Origin of the sequence: Hansschlegelia beijingensis, assembly GCF_014196425.1 — a bacterium.
Taxonomy (GTDB): domain Bacteria; phylum Pseudomonadota; class Alphaproteobacteria; order Rhizobiales; family Methylopilaceae; genus Methylopila; species Methylopila beijingensis.
This window is the reverse complement of sequence record NZ_JACIDR010000008.1, coordinates 15,468-35,840: the sequence shown is the minus strand read 5'-3', so window position 1 is coordinate 35,840 and position 20,373 is coordinate 15,468. Positions and strand designations below refer to the sequence as shown.

Annotated in this window: 17 protein-coding genes; 12 read left to right on the top strand and 5 right to left on the bottom strand. The window is 68.3% G+C overall.

Annotated elements, in window-relative coordinates; all coding sequences use genetic code 11:
* Window positions 1-5: 5 nt before the first annotated feature.
* Entirely contained in the window at window positions 6-2,459 is a 2,454-nt protein-coding gene (locus GGR24_RS17190; RefSeq protein ID WP_183396635.1) for a DUF3772 domain-containing protein, read from the bottom strand.
* Window positions 2,460-2,756: 297 nt separating this feature from the next.
* Here GGR24_RS17190 and GGR24_RS17185 point away from each other — a divergent pair, with 297 nt between their 5' ends.
* The 9 genes from GGR24_RS17185 (at window position 2,757) to GGR24_RS17145 (ending at window position 12,986) form a co-directional block, all read left to right on the top strand.
* Window positions 2,757-4,688 carry a PAS domain-containing sensor histidine kinase gene (locus tag GGR24_RS17185; RefSeq protein WP_183396634.1) on the top strand — a complete coding sequence of 644 codons (1,932 nt, stop codon included), beginning with the start codon at window positions 2,757-2,759 and terminating at the stop codon, window positions 4,686-4,688.
* A complete protein-coding gene (locus tag GGR24_RS17180; protein ID WP_183396633.1) occupies window positions 4,685-5,059 on the top strand; it encodes a response regulator in 375 nt (124 codons plus the stop codon). The genes GGR24_RS17185 and GGR24_RS17180 overlap by 4 nt, the downstream gene beginning before the upstream one ends.
* Window positions 5,060-5,064: 5 nt before the next feature.
* Entirely contained in the window at window positions 5,065-5,484 is a 420-nt protein-coding gene (locus GGR24_RS17175; protein ID WP_183396632.1) for a VOC family protein, read from the top strand.
* 78 nt (window positions 5,485-5,562) lie between these two features.
* Window positions 5,563-7,356: an acyl-CoA dehydrogenase C-terminal domain-containing protein gene (locus GGR24_RS17170; protein ID WP_183396631.1), complete on the top strand. Its 1,794-nt coding sequence runs from the start codon at window positions 5,563-5,565 to the stop codon at window positions 7,354-7,356.
* A gap of 31 nt (window positions 7,357-7,387) precedes the next feature.
* Window positions 7,388-8,596, top strand: coding sequence for an acetyl-CoA C-acetyltransferase (locus tag GGR24_RS17165; protein ID WP_183396630.1), 1,209 nt, complete (start codon window positions 7,388-7,390; stop codon window positions 8,594-8,596).
* Window positions 8,597-8,814: 218 nt separating this feature from the next.
* Complete coding sequence (locus tag GGR24_RS17160) at window positions 8,815-11,034, top strand: 3-hydroxyacyl-CoA dehydrogenase NAD-binding domain-containing protein (RefSeq protein WP_183396629.1); 2,220 nt, start codon at window positions 8,815-8,817, stop codon at window positions 11,032-11,034.
* Between the two features lie 82 nt (window positions 11,035-11,116).
* Window positions 11,117-11,827, top strand: coding sequence for a DUF6030 family protein (locus tag GGR24_RS17155; RefSeq protein WP_183396628.1), 711 nt, complete (start codon window positions 11,117-11,119; stop codon window positions 11,825-11,827).
* Between the two features lie 23 nt (window positions 11,828-11,850).
* A complete protein-coding gene (locus GGR24_RS17150) occupies window positions 11,851-12,474 on the top strand; it encodes a 2-hydroxychromene-2-carboxylate isomerase (RefSeq protein ID WP_183396627.1) in 624 nt (207 codons plus the stop codon).
* A gap of 44 nt (window positions 12,475-12,518) precedes the next feature.
* Entirely contained in the window at window positions 12,519-12,986 is a 468-nt protein-coding gene (locus GGR24_RS17145) for a hypothetical protein (protein ID WP_183396626.1), read from the top strand.
* Window positions 12,987-12,989: 3 nt separating this feature from the next.
* Here the strand turns inward: GGR24_RS17145 and apaG are convergent, their stop codons facing one another.
* A complete protein-coding gene (apaG, locus tag GGR24_RS17140) occupies window positions 12,990-13,421 on the bottom strand; it encodes a Co2+/Mg2+ efflux protein ApaG (RefSeq protein WP_183396625.1) in 432 nt (143 codons plus the stop codon).
* A 396-nt stretch (window positions 13,422-13,817) separates the two neighbouring features.
* On the opposite strand from apaG, the gene GGR24_RS17135 reads away from it, so the two are divergent.
* From GGR24_RS17135 to GGR24_RS17125, 3 genes are all read left to right on the top strand, one after another.
* Window positions 13,818-14,855 (top strand): TRAP transporter substrate-binding protein, encoded by a 1,038-nt coding sequence (locus tag GGR24_RS17135; RefSeq protein WP_343066291.1) that lies wholly within the window; start codon window positions 13,818-13,820, stop codon window positions 14,853-14,855.
* 69 nt (window positions 14,856-14,924) lie between these two features.
* Window positions 14,925-15,539 (top strand): TRAP transporter small permease subunit, encoded by a 615-nt coding sequence (locus GGR24_RS17130; protein WP_183396623.1) that lies wholly within the window; start codon window positions 14,925-14,927, stop codon window positions 15,537-15,539.
* A 20-nt stretch (window positions 15,540-15,559) separates the two neighbouring features.
* Complete coding sequence (locus tag GGR24_RS17125) at window positions 15,560-16,873, top strand: TRAP transporter large permease (protein ID WP_183396652.1); 1,314 nt, start codon at window positions 15,560-15,562, stop codon at window positions 16,871-16,873.
* Between the two features lie 25 nt (window positions 16,874-16,898).
* Here the strand turns inward: GGR24_RS17125 and GGR24_RS17120 are convergent, their stop codons facing one another.
* The 3 genes from GGR24_RS17120 to GGR24_RS17110 are packed head-to-tail and all read right to left on the bottom strand — an operon-like array spanning window position 16,899 to window position 20,059.
* The gene (locus GGR24_RS17120) at window positions 16,899-17,909 is read right to left on the bottom strand and encodes an Hsp33 family molecular chaperone (RefSeq protein ID WP_183396622.1); all 1,011 of its coding nucleotides are present in this window, start codon (window positions 17,907-17,909) and stop codon (window positions 16,899-16,901) included.
* A gap of 9 nt (window positions 17,910-17,918) precedes the next feature.
* On the bottom strand, window positions 17,919-18,851 hold the full coding sequence (gene argF, locus GGR24_RS17115) for an ornithine carbamoyltransferase (protein WP_183396621.1): 933 nt from the start codon (window positions 18,849-18,851) through the stop codon (window positions 17,919-17,921).
* Window positions 18,848-20,059: an aspartate aminotransferase family protein gene (locus tag GGR24_RS17110; protein WP_343066290.1), complete on the bottom strand. Its 1,212-nt coding sequence runs from the start codon at window positions 20,057-20,059 to the stop codon at window positions 18,848-18,850. Before GGR24_RS17110 ends, argF begins: the two co-directional genes overlap by 4 nt.
* Window positions 20,060-20,373: the final 314 nt, after the last annotated feature.

Sequence of the window (20,373 nt, the reverse complement as noted above, 5' to 3'; positions counted from 1 at the left end):
AGCGGTTAACCCCGCGTTGCCGCGTCGCCCATGTCGGGCGCAATCTGCGTCGGCGCAGGCCTCGCCTCGCGCAACGCCTCCGCCACGCGCGTGACGGCGTCGACCATCGTGCGGTCGGGCGGGCCGCCGAGGGCGATTCCTTGGGCGGAGAACGCCTTCACCAGCGCGAAGTTGAGGTCGCTCTTGACGCTCCCCGCCGTGCGGGGGCTCGACACGTTGCAGAACAGGGAGAAAGCGTTCTCGGCCTTGCCCAGCGTGATGAACTGGAACAGCGGCTCGGGGAAGTCGATGACCGCCGGATGCGCCTTCACCGTCTCGAGCGCCACGCGCCGCACCAGATCCGGGTCGATGGCGGACGACACGGCGAGATCGATCTGGACGCGTCCGAGCGGATTGCCGTGCGTGACGTTCTTCACGCTCTTGGTGATGAACTCGGAATTGGGGACGATCAGCGTCGAGCGGTCGAACAGCTCGATCTCGGTCGATCGCACGGAGATGCGCCGGACATTTCCCTGATCCGACCCGATCACCACCCAGTCGCCGGCCTTGATCGGCCGCTCGGCGAGCAGGATCAGGCCCGACACGAAGTTCGAGATGATCGCCTGCAGGCCGAAACCGATGCCGACGGAGAGCGCGCCGGCGACGATCGCGAGCTTGTCGAGGCTGAAGCCGAGGTAACCGAACGCCGCGACGATGACGACAAGGCCGCCGAGATATCCGACGCCGGTGCTGACCGAGGCCTTCAGGCCCTCGTCCATGCGGCTCTTCGGCAGCAGGTCGCGGTCGAGCCACCGCTGCACGGTCCGGGTGAGCGCGTAGCCCAGCGCCACCAGAAGGAGCGCGCCGAGGAGCCCGGTGAGCGAGATGGTGATCCCGCCGAGCTGCACCCCTGTGGTCGCATAGCGGAGCCACCCGAAGACATCGGTGGATTCCACCCCCCAGGGGGCCAGCACGAACACCGCCGCGAAGCAGATGAGCGCGACGCGGGCGACGCCCGACAGAACCACTCCGACCTGCTCGAGCGATTCCGGCCGAACGCCCACCGCGGCGGCCGTCGACCGGCCGAAGCCGGTGTGGCTCGAAAGCGCGGTCGTCAGCAGATCGTTGACGAAGATCAGCAGCAGCCAGCAGAGCGAGATGACCGCCGTGGCCCAGACGATCTGGTTCGCCAGGAACTGACCCAGCGCGACGTAGCCGAGAATCACGGCGCCGATCACGACCGCGATCGCGAGCCATGCCACCAGCCGCGTCAGCGACAGCAACGGATGGTCAGGCGCGTCGACGGCCTCGGCCGCCCCCTTCTCGATCAGGCGCGCGGACCGCATCCTGCGCAATGCGATCGCGAACGCCCCGGCGACGAGCACCGCGAACACGCCATTGGTGGCGATCGTGACCGGGAGGCTCGCCACGATCGCCTCGTTGAACCGGTCCACGAACCGCCCGAGGACAAAGACCAGCATGCACCAGAGCGGCTGGTTCTTGATCTGGCTGACGGCAGGCTCGGAGAGCTTCGCGAGACGCCAGCTGGGCCGTCCGGGCGCGAGCACCGCGCGGATCATTCCCTGCGCGAAGCCCAGCAGGCCCGCGACCCAGATCAGGGACCGCATGAGCGGCTCGATCTTGACCGTCATCCAGCCCGCGCTCTTCAGGCCGACATAGAGGCAGAGAGCCGCCAGCAACGGGGCGAGCGTGGTGGCGACCAAACGGAAGACCGCCGTGGCCGAACTCCTGAGCCGGGTCTTCGGCGACTGCCTGACCACCAGGCGTTCGGCGAGCGCGCCGATCCACATGCGCCCGGGGAACAGCAACAGCCAGGCGGCGAGCGTCGCGACCGCCATCAGGCCGACGGAGGTCGCATCCGCGTTACGCGAGATCGCGCTCTTCCAGTCGGACGCCAGATCCTGGATCCGACTGATGTCGCGCGGCGCGGCGGTCACCACCGCCGCCCAGAGCCCGGGGTCCAGCAGCGAGTTGGAGCGTTCGAACAGGCGCTGCGCGAGCTGATTCCTGCGGCGCTGGGTGATCTGGTCGCCGACCTGCGCGGCTTCGACCTGCAGGAGCCGGCCGCGCTTTATGGCGTCGTCGAGCTTCTGGCGCGCGGCCGTCTGCGCGTCGCGTTCGCGGGTCACGTCCGCGCTTTCGGGCGGCGATCCTTCGGCAGGCTTCGGCCCGATCTGCGCAAGGCGCTGGTCCGCCGCGTCGCGCTGCGTGGTGAGCTCTGCGATCGCCGCCTCGACCGCGACCGTGAGCGGGTCGATGCGAGACCGCAGGCCCGCGAGGTCCTCATCCCTGACGTTGGGATCCGCGAGCCGCGCCTCGATGCGGTCGAGATCGGCGCGCGCCGCGTCGATCGGCCCAGTGCCTGTGGTCTGCGCGCCCGCCAGGCCGCCGGCGGCGAGCGACGCGAGCAGAGCGGCGACGAAGCAAAGCGCGCTGACGCGCGGGAACTTTGAGGTCATGGCGCCCTGAAGGTGCGTGATTCGATCGCTGACGCGTGTCTTCCGGGATGAATGCGGCCAAGGACAGGCGGACCGGTCGCGGCAGGTTCGCACTTGCGTCGCGGAGAACAGGATCGGTATGTCAAAAAATGGTCTTATTGAGCCCTGTTCCGTTTTGAAACCCTGTCGAAGCGACGATGCGTTCCCATAATCCAGCCGACGCGGCGCCAACGGCGGCGATCAGCGTTCGGCGGCCGCACGGCAAGCGACCGTCCGCATCTCGGATGGGGAACCGAGCTGTTTAGCGGCGGCGGAGAGATGGCGAGGCGCCTCGAGGGCTTCGACTGGAGCGGATCGCCGCTCGGGTCGCCGTCGGCGTGGCCGGGTGAGCTCAAGGCGGCGCTCGGGATCTGCCTGCACTCCAGCGTGCCCACCGCGATCTATTGGGGCCCCGAGCTGCGGCTTCTCTACAATGACGCCTGGATGCCCGTCGCGGGAGAGCTCCATCCCTGGGCGATCGGCCGGCCGGCGGCGGAGGTCTGGGCGAGCATCTGGCCCATCGTCGGTCCGCAGTTCGAACACGTGATGCAGACCGGCAAGGGCTTCTCGACGTCGGATCAGATGCTCCCGCTGCAGCGCGACGGCGAGACCGCCGAGACGTATTGGGACTACAGCTTCACCCCCATTTTCGACTCGTCGGGGCGGGTCGCAGGCGTTTTCAACCAGGGCCTGGAGACGACGGCCCGCGTCCTGGCCCAGCGCGCCCAGGATTTCGCCCTTGAGCTGCGCGACCGATTGCGCGACCTGACCTCGGGCGAGAAGGACGCCGCCGCGGGGCTGTCGATCATCCTTGAGCGGCTCGGGCGGCATCTGGGGCTTGCGCGGGTCGGCTATTCCGTCGTCGAGGGCGAAGTCGCCCACGTCGCGGGGAGCTGGCGCAAGCCCGCGATGCAGGACGTCGCAAACGGCAAGTTCCGACTGCCGGACTTCGGCGGCCCCGTCATGGCGGAGATGCTGTCCGGCCGGACCGTCTCGAGCGCGGACGTCCTGAAGGACGCCAGATTCTCGGCGGAAGCGGTCGCGAACCTGCGGCGCTTCGGTGTTCGCGCCAACGCCATCGCGCCGGTCGTGCGGAACGGCCGCGCGATCGCCTTCCTGTTCATGGACGACGACAAGCCGAGGCGATGGTCGCCGCATGAGACCGATCTCGCCCGCGAGACCGCCGAGCGGATCTGGGTCGCGCTCGACCGGGCCGAGACGATGGCGCGCCTTCGCGAGAACGAGCGGCGCTTCGCGGCCATTTTCGGGGAAGCCGGCGTCGGGCTTTCGGAGGTGGACGACAAAGGCGCGTTCATCCGGATCAATCCGAGCATGGCGCGCATCCTCGGCCGCTCGGTCGACGAGGCGTCCGGTCTCACGATCAGTCAGGTCACCCATCCGGACGACCTGGCCCTGACCGACCGCCGGTTGGCGGAGGCCCATGAGAGCGGCGAGCCCTATTCGATCGAGAAGCGATATGTGCGCCCTGACGGCTCGTACGTCTGGGCGCAGACCAACGTGACGCGGCTGCTGGACGACAAGGGCAAGGTCAACGGGTTTTTCAGCGTCACGACCGACGTGACCGAGCGAAAGGAACAGGAGCGGATCCGCGCCTGGTTGCTCGCCGAGCTGAACCACCGCGTGAAGAACAACCTTGCGACGGTTCAGGCCCTCGCGCACCAGACGCGGGCGACCACCTCGTCGGTGGATGAATTCGAGCGCGTCTTCAACGCGCGCCTGATGGCGCTCTCGCACGCTCATAACTTGTTGATGCGCGAGACCTGGACTTCCGCCCCGCTTGCCGATCTGGTCACCGCCACGCTCGCTCCTTACGGCTCTGCAGAGCCCGACAGGATCGTGAGCGGCGGACCCGACGTTCGCCTTGCGCCCACCGCGGCGGTGACATTCAGCCTCGCCTTGCACGAACTCGCGACCAACGCCGCGAAATTCGGCGCGCTGTCGCGAGCAGGAGGACGGGTGTCGGTCACCTGGAACATGCAGGACGTGGCCGATCGCGCGGGAATCCGCATCGCCTGGCGGGAGGCCGACGGACCGCCGGTCGAGGCGCCGCAACGGCGTGGCTTCGGGTTGCGGCTGATCGAGCGCGGCGCCCCGGCCGAGCTCGGCGGCGAGGCCAAGCTTGAATTCACGCCAACCGGCGTCGCATGTGTGTTCCAGTTCCCCCTCTCCCAGAAAGTCATGCTTCCATGACGGAAAAGCTGAACGGCCTCCGCATCCTGCTTGTCGAGGACGAGGCGATGATCTCGATGCTGTTCGAGGACATGCTGATCGACAGCGGCGCCGCGGTGGTCGGTCCGGCGAGCTCTGTCGCCACCGCTCTCAAAATGATCTCGACCGAGCAGATCGACGGCGCGCTGCTTGACGTCAATCTCGGCGGGGAGCAGAGCTTCGCGGTGGCGGACGCCCTGATCGAACGGAACATCCCGTTCGTATTCGTGACCGGCTATGGCGGGGCCGGCGTGCGTGACCGCTATCCCGAGGCTCCGACCTTGCAGAAGCCCTTCGTCACGGAGGATCTGCAGCGGGCCCTCCAGCAACTCGCCACCGCTGCTCGGACTTGAGACTGATGCGTCCCTTCCACCTTGCATTCCCTGTTTCCGATCTGGAGGCCACCCGGCGTTTCTATGGCGACGTGATGGGCTGCCGGATCGGCCGCGAAAGCCCCGGCGCCTGGATCGATTTCGATCTGTTCGGCCACCAGCTTTCGGCTCACCTGCGTCCCGCGAGCTCTGCGCCGGAGGCCACTGGCGGCGTCGACGGCGACGCCGTTCCGATCCCGCACTTCGGCGTCATCCTTCGAATGGACGACTGGCGCAGCCTTGCGCAGCGGCTCGAGGCCGATCCGCAGACGAACTGGCGGCTGCGGCCCAAGGTCAGGTTCGAAGGCGAGCCGGGCGAGCAGGCCACGATGTTCGTCCTCGATCCCTCGGGCAACGCGCTCGAGTTCAAGGCCTTCGCGGACGACGCGGCGATCTTCGCGGCCTGATCTTCGGCCGCTCGGCGGGGTTGCGGCTGCGCGGGCTGAGGCTATCGTGCATGACCACAACCCATCGCGGGGCCGGGCATGCCGACCTACAGAGCGCCCGTCGAAGACACGCTGTTCCTGCTGTTCGACGTGCTCGGCTATGAACGGCACGCCAACCTGCCCGGCTTCGCGGACGCGGGCCGGGAGACGGTCGAGGCGATCCTGGCGGAGGCCGCCAGGCTGTGCGAGCGGACGCTGCTGCCCACCAACCAGGCCGGCGATCTGGCCGGCTGCGCGCTCGGGCCCGACGGGAGCGTGAAGACGCCGGAGGGGTTCAGGGACGCCTACCGGGCCTTCGCGGAAGGCGGCTGGATCGGCCTCTCGGCCGCGCCGGAGCATGGCGGGCAAGGCCTGCCGCACCTGCTGACGTCCGTCGTCAACGAATATGCGTCCTCGGCCAACATGGCGTTCGCCATGTATCCGGGCCTCACCCAGGGGGCCATCGCCGCGCTGACGCTGCACGGCTCCGAGGAGCAGAAGCGGACATATCTCCCGCGGATGGTGTCGGGCGAGTGGACCGGCACCATGAACCTCACGGAGCCGCATTGCGGCACCGATCTCGGCCTGATCCGCACCCGCGCGACCCCCGCCGGCGACGGTTCGTACCGGATCACCGGCTCCAAGATCTTCATCTCGTCCGGCGAACACGACCTCACCGAGAACATCGTGCATTTGGTGCTCGCCCGCGTCGACGGCGCGCCGGCCGGCACCAAGGGCATCTCGCTGTTCGTCGCGCCCAAGCGGCTGGTGAACCCGGACGGTTCGCTCGGCGCGCGGAACGGGATCTCCTGCGGCTCCATCGAGCGCAAGATGGGCATCCACGGCAACGCCACCTGCGTGATGAACTACGACGGCGCCGCGGCGTGGCTCGTCGGCGAGGAGAACCGCGGCCTCGCGGCCATGTTCACGATGATGAACGAGGCGCGGCTCGGCGTCGGCGTTCAGGGCCTCTCCCAGTCCGAAGTCGCCTACCAGAACGCCGCCGCCTACGCCAAGGAGCGCCTTCAGGGCCGCGCGCTGACCGGCGCGAAGGAGCCCTCGCGCCCGGCCGATCCGATCATCGTGCATCCCGACGTGCGCCGCACCCTGCTGTCCATCAAGGCGTTCAACGAGGCCGCGCGCGCGCTGATCCTCTGGACCGCGCTCAAGGGCGACGTCGCCCGCGTCTCCGAGGACGAGCGCGAGAAGCGCGAGGGCGACGACCACATGAGCCTGATGACGCCCGTCATCAAAGGCGTGATCACCGACGTCGGTTTCGACAACGCCGTCATGGCGCAGCAGATGTTCGGCGGCCATGGCTACATCGCCGAATGGGGCATGGAGCAGTTCGTCCGGGACGCCCGCATCGCCATGATCTACGAGGGCGCGAACGGCGTGCAGGCGATGGACCTCGTCGGCCGCAAGCTGCCGCGTGACGGCGGCCGCGCCGTGATGGCCTTCTTCAAGGAGGTCGACGGCTTCCTCGCCGACAACGCCGAGGACGGGGCGCTGAAGCCCTTCACCGGACCGCTCCGGCGCGCGCGGGAAGACCTGCAGAAGGCCACGATGTGGTTCATGGCCAACGCCATGGGCAAGCCCGACAACGCAGGCGCGGGCGCGACCGACTACATGCACCTCTTCGGCCTGGTGGGGCTCGGCTATATGTGGGGGAGGATCGCCAAGGCGGCGGTCGCGAAGAGGGCCGAAGGGAACGGCGTCGCGGAGCGCATGGACGCCAAGCTCGTGGCCGGCCGCTTCTTCATGGAGCGGACGCTGCCCGAGACCGCGACGCGGCTCGCCAGGATCGCGGCCGGCGCCGACACGGTCATGGCGCTGCCGGCCGACGCTTTCTGAGAACGGACCGCCGGCCGCAAGGAGGACGCCAATGCCCGAGGCCTTCATCTACGACGCGGTCCGCACGCCGCGCGGCCGCGGCAAGCCCGACGGCGCGCTGCACGAGGTCTCGACGCTTGGCCTTGCGACCACGGCGCTTCGCGCGATCGCGAAGCGCACCGGGCTGGAGACCGGCCGCATCGACGATGTGGTGCTGGGCTGCGTCGATCCCGTCGGCGAGGCCGGCGGCGACATCGCCCGCGCGGCCGCGCTCGCGGCGGACTACGGCGTGCAGGTCCCAGGCGTGCAGATCAACAGGTTCTGCGCGTCCGGGCTCGACGCGGTCAACTTCGCCGCCGCGCAGGTGATGTCCGGCCAGCACGACCTCGTCGTGGGCGGCGGCGTCGAGAGCATGAGCCGCGTCGGGATCGGGGCCTCGGGCGGGGCCTGGCCGATGGACCCTGCGATCGCGGTGAAGTCCTATTTCATGCCGCAGGGCGTCTCGGCCGATCTGATCGCGACCAAATACGGTTTCTCGCGCGACGAGGTCGACGCCTACGCGGTGGAGAGCCAGAAGCGCGCGGCGGCCGCGTGGGAGGCCGGCCGGTTCGCGAACTCCGTCGTCCCGGTGAAGGACGTCAACGAGATCATCCTGCTCGACCGCGACGAGCATATGCGCCCCGAGACCACGATGCAGTCGCTCGGGAGCCTGAAGCCGTCCTTCGTCGAGATGGGCGAGATGGGCGGCTTCGACGCCGTCGCGATCTACGCTCATCCGGAGGTCGAGCGGGTCGAGCACGTCCATCACGCCGGCAACTCGTCCGGAATCGTGGACGGCGCTGCGGCCGTGCTGGTCGGCTCCCGCGAGGCCGGCGAGGACGCTGGCCTGAAGCCGCGCGCGCGCATCAGGGCCTTCGCCAATATCGGCTCCGACCCGGCGCTGATGCTCACCGGACCGATAGACGTCACCAGGAAGGTGCTGAAGCGGGCTGGCATGTCGCTCGCCGACATCGACCTGTTCGAGGTCAACGAGGCCTTCGCGGCCGTGGTTCTGCGCTATCTGCAGGCCTTCGATCTCGATCCCGCCAAGGTGAACCCGAACGGCGGCGCGATCGCCATGGGCCATCCGCTCGGCGCGACCGGCGCGATGATCCTGGGCGCCGCGATCGACGAGCTCGAACGGTCAGGCAAGGAGACGGCGCTCGTGACGCTCTGCATCGGCGCCGGCATGGGCACGGCGACGATCATCGAGCGGGTGTGAAATGGCGCCGTCTCGGCCGAGCGTCAGGGAGAGCCGGGACCGTGATCAGGATCGGCATGTGAACCTCTCGTCGTCGTCCTCCGGCTTGACCGGAGGACCCATACCGACCGTAGAGCTTGACGTCGGACGGTCCGCCCAAAGCGGATCAAGACGAGGTCATTCCGGATGACGATCCCGGCTCTCCGCTTCGCTGCGGCCGGGATGACGGAGACGAAACGATGACCGATCCCAGCTTCCGCACCGAGCTCGACGGCGACGGCATTCTCTCCGTCGTCTGGGACATGGCCGGGCGCTCGATGAACGTGCTTACGGCGGAGGCCATCGCGGAGCTTTCGGCGGTCGTCGACCGGGTGATCTCGGACGACGCGGTCAAAGCCGTCCTGGTCTCGTCCGGCAAGAAGGCGTTTTCGGGCGGCGCCGACCTGACCATGCTGGAAGGCATCGCGCGTCTCTATGCGCGCGAGAAAGGGCAGCATGGCGAGGCGGCGGCCGCGAAGGCCGTGTTCGAGGAAAGCCGCCAGCTCAGTCTGCTCTACCGCCGCATCGAGACCAGCGGAAAGCCCTGGGCCGTCGCCATCAACGGCGTCTGCCTCGGCGGCGCCTTCGAGCTCGCCCTCGCCTGCCACTATCGCGTGGCGTCGGACGATCCCTCGACCCGCGTCGGCCTGCCGGAGGTGAAGGTCGGCCTGTTCCCGGGCGCCGGCGGCACGACGCGGATCGCGCGGATGATGCAGCCGCAGGACGCGCTGCAGATGCTGATGAAGGGCGAGCAGATCCGCCCGGATCGGGCCCGCGCCATGCGGCTCGTCGACGAGGTCGCGCCGAAGGACGAGATCGTCGGACGCGCCAGAGCCTGGCTGCTCGGGGCCCCCAAGGCCGTGAAGCCATGGGACGAGAAGGGCTTCAAGCTGCCCGGCGGACCCGTCTGGTCGAAGGCCGGCTTCATGACCTTCCCGGCCGCCAACGCGATCTACCGCCGCGAGACCCAGGACAACTACCCGGCGATCCGCGCCATGCTGCAGGCGGTGTTCGACGGGCTCCAGCTGCCGATGGACCTCGCGCTGACGGTCGAGAGCCGGCTGTTCGCCAAGGTGCTGCGGTCGCCGGAGGCGGCGGCGATGATCCGCACCCTGTTCGTCTCCATGCAGGAGCTCAACAAGGGCGCCCGGCGCCCGAAGAGCGTTCCGGACACGAAGCTCCGGAAGGTCGGCGTGGTGGGCGCCGGCTTCATGGGCGCAGGCGTCGGCTACGTCTCCGCGCTCGCCGGGCTCGAGGTCGTGCTGATCGACCAGACCGAAGAGGCCGCCGCGAAGGGCAAGGCCTTCGCGCAGAAGCTGATCTCCGATCAGGTCGCCAAGGGGCGCGCCACGGGCGCGGATCGCGACGCGCTGCTCGGCCGCATCACGACGGCCCAGGACTACGCGGCGCTCGCAGACTGCGACCTGGTGATCGAGGCGGTGTTCGAGGACCCCGGGGTCAAGGCGGAGGTGATCGGCAAGGTCGAGGCTGCGCTGCGCGAGGACGCCATCTTCGCCTCCAACACCTCGACGCTGCCGATCTCGGGGCTGGCGCAGGCGTCGAAGCGACCGGAGAACGTCGTCGGCATCCACTTCTTCTCGCCTGTCGAGAAGATGATGCTGGTCGAGGTGATCGTCGGGAAGCAGACCGGGGACCGGGCGCTCGCGACGGCCCTCGACTATGTCCGCGCGATCAAGAAGACCCCGATCGTGGTGAAGGACAGCCGTGGCTTCTTCGCCAATCGCTGCGTGATCGCGTACATGCTCGAAGGCCATCTGATGCTGACAGAGGGCGTTCCGCCGGCGATGATCGAGAACCTCGCCAGGCAGGCGGGCATGCCGGTCGGCCCGTTGTCGCTCAACGATGAGGTCGCGCTCGATCTTGGCCTCAAGATCGTCCGTGCGACCGAAGCCCAGCTTGGGCCGCAGGCCGTGAATGCGGCCCAGAAGGCGCTGCTAGAGACGCTCGTCGAAAAGGAGGGCCGGCTCGGGCGCAAGAACCGCAAGGGATTCTACGACTATCCGGAGGGCGGCAAGAAGCGGCTTTGGCCCGGGCTGGTCGAGCTCCAGCAGACCAGGCTCGATCCCGACACGCTCGAGGTGGCTGAACTTCGCAACCGCCTGTTGGTCACGCAGGCGCTGGAGGCGGCCCGCACGGTCGAGGAGGGCGTCATCACGGATGTGCGCGAGGCGGACGTCGGCGCCATCCTGGGTTTCGGCTTCGCGCCGTTCACGGGCGGCCCGCTGTCCTGGATCGACGGAATGGGAACGGCGCGGTTCGTCGAGCTCGCCCGTTCGCTCGAGGCCCGGCACGGCGCGCGGTTCCGCCCCAACGCGCTGCTGGTGGAGCTCGCCGAACAGGGCGAGACGTTCTACGGGCGCTTCGCCCGCACAGAAGAGCACGCCGTCGCGGCCGCGTGAATGGCCCCGTCTTGCGCGGAATGTGGCGCGTCCGATAAGCCACGGCCGACGCCCGAGCCGCGCCGGCCGGGCAGGACGGGAAATGACGGCACGCAGGCTTCTTCCTCTGATCGCGGCCGGAGCGGCGCTGCTGGCGGCGGCGTCGATCGTGCTCGCGCTTGGATGGCATGTGGCGCGCGACTGGCTCCGGGAGCCGTCGCCATCGGAGCGATCCGCGGCCGCTCCGGAAGCCCGGGATCCGTTCGCGGCCCTTGAGGCGATCGCCGCCGCCGAACTGCTTGCGCCGGAACCGGATTTTCCCTCCGCGTTCGTGCTGCTGCCGACCGTGAAGCCCTCCCTGTTCTGCGAGGCGCTCGGGCCCATGGGTCTGGCGAACCCGACCTTCCAGGGCGGAGCGCCGCCGCTGCGCAGCTGGACCTGCGTGACCGATCTTCTGAAGCCGGTCGACGGCGACGAAGCCGCGGTCTCGAGCCTGTTCGTCTCCGCCCGCGGCGATGATCCGGAACGGATCGAGACGCTCCGCATCAAGCTGAACCTGCTCGACGAGTCCACCGCGCCGGTCGCCAAGGCGATCGCCAAGGACCTGCTGCGAAAGATCTTCTGGGGTTTCGGCTTTCCGACCCCGGACGCGGCCCTGAACGCGCTCGACGAGCTCCGTGACGGCTCTTTCCGGGAGAGCGGCGTCCGCTATGACCTGAGACGGGAGTTCGGCGCGCCCCGCTTCAACCTCGTCATCGCCTTCCCGCAGCGGCTGGGCGCCGGCGGCGAGGGTCGCTTCCTGCCGCCGCGTTGAGCGGTCATGTCCGGAGACTGAGCATGCCGCGTTCCCTCGACGTCTTCTTCTCCATCGCCTCTCCCTGGAGCCATCTGGGTCATGCGCCGCTCATGGAGCTGGCCGCAAGGCATTCCCTCGCGCTCAGATGGCGGCCGATGGCGTTGCCGCCGCTGTTCGCCGCGACCGGGGGCGTGCCGCTGCCGAAGCGGTCGCCGCAGCGGCAGCGCTATCGCTTCGTCGAACTGCAGCGCTGGGCGCAGAAGCGCGGCCGCAACCTCAACCTACGCCCGAAACACTGGCCGTTCGACGCGCGCCTCGCGGACAGCGTGGCGCTGGCCCTGATCGGACTCCGCGAAGATCCCGCCGGCTTCATCGGAGCGGCCATGCGCGGCGTGTGGGAGGAGGATCGCGACCTGACCGACCCGGCGATCCTTCATGAGCTGCTGGTCGCGAACGGGCTCGAGGCCGATTCCGCGCTCGCGGCCGCCCCATCCGAGCCTGTGGCGGCCGCCTATGAGGCGAACCGGATCGAGGCGGAGCGCATCGGCGTGTTCGGAGCGCCGGCCTATGTGCTCGACGGCGAGGTCTTCTGGGGTCAGGATCGGCTCGATCTGCTCGATGAGGCGCTCGTCTCCGGCCGCCCGCCCTTCGTGGCGGACTTCTGACCGGGCCGGCCGCCCCCGCGGCCGGAAAGCCAAGGAGACGATCGATGCGTGCGCTCGCACTTGCTGCGCTGTTGCCCGCCGCGCTTCTGCTGACCGCAGCAGCGCCCGAACCGCAGTCGCCCGGACGCTACCAGCTTCAGCCGACCGATGGCGGCTTCCTGCGGCTGGATCGCGAGACCGGCGCGACCGCCTTCTGCTCGCCGTCCGGGGAAGGCTACGCCTGCCGCGCCGCGTCCGAGGAGCCGGCGGCGAACGGGGCCGAGGTGGCGCGGCTCGAGAAGCGCCTGGCGGCGCTCGAGGAGCAGGTGAAGGCCCTCTCCCGTACGCCTGACCTTCCGCCCGTCCCGCCTCTGCCGAACGATGACGCCGCCAAGAAGGACGGCGCGCTCCGCCTGCCGAGCGACCAGGAGATCGATCAGGTCACGAGCTTCCTGGAGCGCGCGCTGCGGCGGCTGAAGCAGCTCGGGGAGCAGATGCAGAAGGACGAGCCGCCGCAGCGCGAGCGGCTGTGAGGCTCAGTGCAGCGTGCGCACCGCGTGCGGGCTCTCAAGCGCGAAGGCCGGAATCGCGACCACGAAGGGCTGATCGGCCTCGGTCAGCATGTGGTACTCGCCGACCATGATGCCTGACGGCGTCGGAAGCGGCGCTCCGCTCGTATAGGTGAAGGACTGGCCGGGCCTGAGCGTCGGCTGCTCCCCCACCACGCCGGGGCCGCGGACCTCCTCGGTCCGTCCCTTGCCATCGGTGATCCGCCAGTGCCGCGCGATCAGCCGGACCGTCTCCTCGCCTTCGTTCACGATCTCCACCGTGTAGGCGAAGACATAGCGCTCTTCGTCCGGCTCGGATTCGGAGGGCAGGAAGCGCGGAGAAACGGTGACCCGGATCGCGCGCGTGGTCGCGGTCCAGGAGTGCGCTTCTTCGGGCGTCGACGCGGTCGGCTCGGTCATGACAGCAGGATAAGCGCTCCACCGCGGCGGCCGTCAAGCGGCGGCTTTGGCCCGCTCTCGGCGCGAAAGAGCAACGAGATGTGAACGCCGGCCGCGAGCGCCGCGGAAGCGCCGCCTGAAGATTCAGCTTGATTGGCGTGATTTCGTCAAATCTACTGAGGCTTGGCCCGCACGACTAAGAACAAATCACTAAAGACGGGCCAGGGGAAACGACAGCGCACTCGCCAAGAAGATGCGCAGCGGTCGCGCGCGCTCGGGTCAAAGACCGAGCGGCGGCGCGAGGGGAGGATCTACGTGAAGAATGCGCCTGAAAAACCAGATCGGGCTAAGTCCGCCAGGAACAGTCTCGGTCGCCGAAGCTTCCTCGCAGCAGCGGCCGCTGCGGGCGCGGGGGCTGTGGCGGCTCCCGCAGTCGTCAGCGCCCAGGCCCCGGTTCGCCTGAAGTTTCAGTCGACCTGGCCGAACAAGGACATCTTCCACGAGTTCGCGTCGGACTTCGTGAAGCGCGTCAACGACATGGGCGCAGGCCGCATTCAGATCGAGCTGCTGCAGGCGGGCGCCGTGGTGCCGGCCTTCCAGCTGATCGACGCGGTCTCGACCGGCGTGCTCGACGGCGGTCACGGGGTCGCCGCCTACTGGTACGGAAAGAACAAGGCCTTCTCGCTGTTCGGCACCGCCCCGCCCTTCGGCTGGAACGCCAACCAGTTGCTCGCCTGGATCAAGTATGGCGGCGGCCAGCAGCTCTATGACGAGCTTGTTCAGGGCGTCCTGAAGCTCAACGTCCAGGGCTTTCTCACCGGCCCGATGCCGACGCAGCCCTTTGGCTGGTTCAAGAAGGAGATCACCAGCCCGGAGGACTTCAAGGGGCAGAAGTACCGCACCGTCGGGCTCGGAGCTGATCTGGCGAAGGAGATGGGGGCCGCGGTCACCATCCTGCCGGGCGGCGAGATCGTGCCCGCCATCGACCGTGGCCTGATCGACGGCGCGGAGTTCAACAACCCGTCCTCCGACAAGGTGCTGGGCTTCCCGGACGTCTCGAAGATCTACATGGTCCAGAGCTACCATCAGGCGCTCGAGTGCTTCGAGATCCTGTTCAACAAGCGCAAGTTCGACAGCCTTCCGCCCGAAGTGCAGGCGATCGTGCGCTACGCCGCCGAAGCCGCCTCCGCCGACATGTCCTGGAAGGCGCAGGACCGCTACTCCAAGGACCTCGAGGCGATCAAGGCCGCGGGCGTCAAGGTGATCCCGACGCCGAAATCGGTGCTGGAGGCGCAACTCGCCGCCTGGGACAAGGTGATCGCCAACACCCAGGACCCCTTCTTCCAGAAGGTGATCGAAAGCCAGAAAGGCTTCGCGAAGCGCGTGGTCGGCATGACGCGCGAAATGGAAGCCCCGCGCGACCTCGCCTATGAGCACTTCTTCCCGCAGGCATGACGCCTGTGACGGCGGCCGGCCTCCGGGCCGGCCGTTTCGCCTCGCGCCGCCACCCCGGGAACGCCTTCCATGCAGTTTTATCTCTTGGCCGTCGACCGCTTCAATGCGGCCGTCGGCAAGCTGTTCGCGTGGTCGATCGTCGTTCTGACGCTCGTCATCACCTATGAGGTCGTGTCGCGCCGTTTGATCGGCGCGCCGACCACCTGGGCGTTCGACGCCAGTTACATGCTCTACGGCCTTCTGTTCATGTCGGCGGGCGCCTACACGCTGTCGCGCAACGGGCATGTCCGCGGCGATTTCCTGTATCGGCAGTGGCGGCCGCGCACGCAGGCCGCGCTCGACCTCGTGCTCTACATTCTCTTCTTCTTCCCCGGCATCCTCGCGATGGTCTACGCCGGCTGGATCTTTTTCGAGCTCTCCTACGAGACCAATGAGACGAGCTCGTTCTCGCCCGACGGGCTTCTGCTCTGGCCGTTCAAGCTGATCATCCCGATCACCGGCGTCCTGATGGCGATGCAGGGCGTCGTCGAGGTCCTGCGCTGCTGGATCTGTCTCAAGACCGGAGAGTGGCCGCCGCGGCAGAGCGACGTCGAGGAGACGGAGCAACTCATTCTGGCGGAGGCCGCCGCGAACAAGGTCACGGTCGACCTTCAGAAAATCGACGTCGACGAGGCCAAGCTGTGAGCGCGTTGATCTCCGATCCGATGATGGGCGTGATCATGCTCGCCCTGTTCGTCGTGCTTCTTATGCTCGGCTTTCCGATCGCCTTCACGCTGATGGCGCTGGGAGTGGCCTTTGGCTACTACGCGATGGGAGACACGGTCTTTCAGCTGTTCGTGCAGCGCACCTACAGCGTGATGTCGAGCGACGTGCTGATCTCGGTGCCGCTTTTCCTGTTCATGGGCTACCTGGTCGAGCGCGCCAACATCCTGGATCGGCTGTTCCGGTCGATCCAGCTCGCCGCAGGCGGGCTCCCGGGCTCGCTCGCGCTCGCGACCCTGGTCACCTGCGCGCTCTTCGCGACAGCGACCGGGATCGTCGGCGCCGTGGTGACCCTGATGGGGTTGCTCGCTTTCCCGGCCATGCTGCGCGCAGGCTACGACACCAAGCTATCGGCCGGCGTCGTGTGCGCGGGCGGCTGCCTGGGCATCCTGATCCCGCCGAGCGTGATGCTGATCCTCTACGGCGCGACCGCCGGCGTTTCGGTCGTCAAGCTCTACGCCGCGGCCTTCTTCCCCGGACTGATGCTGGCGGGGCTCTACATGCTCTACGTCATCATCCGCGTGCTGCTGAATCCGTCGCTCGCGCCGAAGCTGCCGGCGGAGCAGCGCGCGGGCTCCTATCTGGCGGTGCTGTGGGCGCTCGCGACCTCGTTCCTGCCGCTCGCGCTGCTGATCTCCGGCGTCCTGGGCGCGATCATCGGCGGCTACGCCACTCCGTCCGAGGCCGCCGCGATCGGCGCGATGGGCGCGATCCTGCTCGCCATCGGGTACCGCCAGCTCACCTATGAGAAGCTGCGGGAGTCGGTCTACCTCACCGCCCGCGCCTCCGCGATGGTGTGCTGGCTGTTCGTCGGGTCGTTCGTGTTCTCGGCCGTCTTCGCCTATCTGGGCGGCCAGTCAGTCGTCGAGAACTTCATCGTCGGCCTGGACCTGACGCCCATCCAGTTCCTGATCCTGACCCAGGTCATCATCTTCGTGCTCGGCTGGCCGCTCGAATGGACGGAGATCATCGTGATCTTCCTGCCCATCTTCCTGCCGCTGCTCAATCACTTCAACATCGACCCGCTGTTCTTCGGCGTGCTCGTCGCGCTGAACATCCAGACGTCGTTCCTGTCGCCGCCGGTGGCCATGGCGCCCTTCTACCTCAAGGGCGTCGCGCCAAGACATGTGACGATCAACGAGATCTTCGCCGGCGTGATGCCGTTCCTGTTCATCGTGATGTTCGCGATGGCGCTGTACTACACGTTCCCGCAGATCGGCCTCTGGCTGCCGAACAAGCTCTACGGCGGCGGCTAGCGCGCCGCCGCCATTCCGACGGCGGTCAGTGGAGAGCGCCGTCGTCGGGATCCTCGGCGTCGATAGAGGCCACCTGCTCGGCCGTGAACGTGTAGCGGGTCGAGCAGAAGTCGCAGGTGACCTCGATCGAACCGTCATCCGTCAGCATGTCGCGGCGCTCCTCGGCGGAGAAGCTCTTGAGCATCCCGAGCACGCGCCCGCGCGAACAGCGGCACGCCTCACGGACGCCGCGGCTCTCGAAGACGCGGATTTCGCGCTCGTTGAACAACCGGATCAGCAGGCGCTCCGGCGCGAGCGTGGGATCGATCAACTCGTGATCCTCGACCGTCCCGACCAGCGCCTCGGCCTCCACCCAGGCGTCATCCTCCTCCGTGTCGGAGAAGGCGGCGCCCTCCGGCGCATCGCCCGGATGCAGGTCCCGCGTGCGCATACGCTCCGGCGCCTCGGGCAGGAACTGCACCAGCAGCCCTCCCGCCCGCCACGCATGGTTCGCGCCCGCGCCGTCGCCGGCTGAGAGCGTCTCGGCGACTGCGAGCCGCACGCGAGTCGGGATCTGCTCGGACTGCCGGAAATAGGCGTGCGCGGCGTCCTCGAGCGAGCCGCCCTCGAGCGCGACCACGCCCTGATAGCGCGACGTCTGCGGCCCTTGGTCGATCGTCAGCGCCATGTGGCCATGGCCGAGCAGCGCGCCCGTCGGGCCGCGGTCGGGAACGCGGGCGGCGTCGAACCGCGCGCAGGCCCGCACCTTGTCCGGCGCCTCGAAATCGACGACCAGCATGCCGATCGGCCCGTCGGATTGGGTCTGGAGCTGAAAGCGCCCCTCGATCTTCAACGCCGAGCCCAGCAGCACGGTCAGGGCGACCGCCTCGCCCAGCACCTTCGACACGGCCGGCGGATAGGCGTGGCGCTCGATCACCCGGTCGATCGCCGGGCCAAGCCGGACGACGCGACCGCGCACGTCGAGTTCCTCGATCTGGAACGGCAGGATGCGGTCGTCGCCATCCTCACGGATGGCGGCGGAGTCAGTTTGGCTCATGCTCGACTGTTACGCCCCGACGGCGCCGAAGCACCAGGCCAGAACGCCCTTCTGCGCGTGAAGGCGGTTTTCCGCCTCGTCAAAGACAGCCGACTGCGGTCCGTCGATGACCTCGTCGGTCACCTCCTCGCCGCGATGCGCCGGCAGGCAATGCAGGAATATGGCGTCGGGCGCGGCCTTTTTCATCAGCCGCTCGTTCACCTGGAACGGCCTCAGCAGATTGTGCCGGCGCTCGCCGTCGCCGTCGCCCATCGAGACCCAGCTGTCGGTGACGACCGCGTCGGCGCCCGCGACCGCCTCCTCGGCGTCATGGCCGAACGCGATGTCGGCGCCTTCGCGGCGCGCCCATTCGACGATCTCCGCGCCCGGGCTGAGCTCCCGGGGGGTGGCGATCCTCAGATTGAAGTCCAGCCGCGCCGCGGCGTGGATCCACGAAGCGAGGACGTTGTTGGAGTCGCCCGTCCACGCGACGGTGCGGCCCCGGATCGGGCCCTTGCGCTCCTCGAAGGTCAGGACGTCGGCCATGATCTGGCAGGGATGCGAGGCCTTGGTCAGGCCGTTGATCACCGGCACCGTGGCGTAGGTCGCGAGCTCGCGGAGCGCGTCGTGCTTCAGCATGCGGATCATGATGGCGTCGACGAAGCGTGACAGCACGCGCGCGGTGTCGGCGATCGCCTCGCGCTCGCCGAGCTCGATCTCCTTGCCGGTGACCATCACGGGCTCGCCGCCGAGCTCCCTGATCCCCACGTCGAACGACATGCGGGTCCTGAGCGAGGGCTGCTCGAACACCATCGCGACGGCCCGCCCCGCAAGCGGCTTGTCCTGGGCGTCAGCCGGCGTGCGCCGGCGCGCCTTGATCGCTGCGGCGGCCTCCAGAATCTGCCGAAGCGTCGCGCCCGACAGCTCGCTGAGGTCAAGGAAGTTCCGGACCGCGCCGCTCATTCTGCAGCTCCCCGCGTAAGGAGGCCGACCGCGCGTTCGATCGCCGAAAGCCCGCGATCGATCCGCTCGACCGCCTCGGCGATCTCCGTTTCGCCCACCACGAGCGGCGGCAACAGACGGACGACATTGTCCCCCGCGCCGACCGTCAGGAGCTTTTGCTCCCTCAGCGCCGCCACGACGTCCGTGTTGGGAACGAGGCCGCGAAGGCCCAGCAGAAGCCCCTCCCCCCGAACCTCCGCCACGGTCATGGGATGGGCGTCGACCACAGCCGCCAGACGCTGGCGGATCAGCAGGCTCATCTGGTTCACATGATCAAGGAAGCCCGGCTCGAGCACGACGTCGAGCACCGCGTTGCCGACCGCCATGGCGAGGGGATTGCCGCCGAACGTCGAGCCATGGACGCCGGCCGTCATGCCGTCGGCGGCCTCGCTGGTGGCGATGCATGCGCCCAGCGGGAAGCCGCCGCCGATGCCCTTGGCGATCGCCATGACGTCCGGGCGCACGCCCGCATGTTCGTAAGCGAACAGCTTGCCGGTCCGGCCGACGCCGGACTGGACCTCGTCGACGACGAGCAGCAGGCCCTCGCGATCGCAGATTTCCCTCAACGCGCGAAGAACGGATGGCGGCAGCACCCGAACGCCGCCCTCGCCCTGCAGCGGCTCCACAAGCACGCCCGCCGTATGCGGGCCGATCGCGGCCTCGACCGCCGCGACGTCCGCGAACGGAACCTGGTCGAAGCCCTCCGTCGGCGGTCCGAAGCCCTCAAGATATTTGGCCTGGCCGCCGGCCGCGATGGTCGCGAGGGTCCGGCCATGGAAGGCGCCCTCGAACGTGATCAGGCGGTAGCGTTCGGGCTGGCCGTTGGCGTGGAAGTGCTTGCGCGCGACCTTGATGGACGCCTCGAGGGCCTCGGCGCCGGAATTCGTGAAGAACACGACGTCGCCGAAGCTCGCCTCGACAAGGCGGCGCGCCAGCCTCTCGCCCTCGGGAATCCGATACAGGTTGGAGACGTGCCAGAGCTTCTCGGCCTGCTCCTTGAGCGCCTGCACCAGATGCGGATGGGAATGGCCGAGCGAGTTCACCGCCACGCCGGCCGCGAAATCGAGATAGCGGTCGCCGTTCTCGGCCACGAGCCAACAGCCTTCGCCTCGCTCGAAGGCGAGACCGGCGCGCGCAAAAACTGGCATCAGCGCAGAGGCGGAGGTCACGGCGAACCCTTTTCGGCGCTCCGGCGCACCGCGCGGATCACTCCGATAGCCGCCGGAAAAAGAAAAAGAGCCGCCCAGCCGAGCGGCTCTTCGATCGGCGCGATAATATAAAGAGCGCCCCTCCTGTCAATCGCCACGGGCGAAGGAACGCTTGGCGTTGAGGGCTTTCAGGCCCGGTGGACCGGCTGTGGACAACCGGGCGGCATCCGGCTGGGGAAAACCCCACTGTTGCATTCCAGACTCTTTACGGTGAGTCGCGGCATATCGTACTTTAAGAACCGTTAAGGCACGACATCTCGTGCTCACGTTCGTCT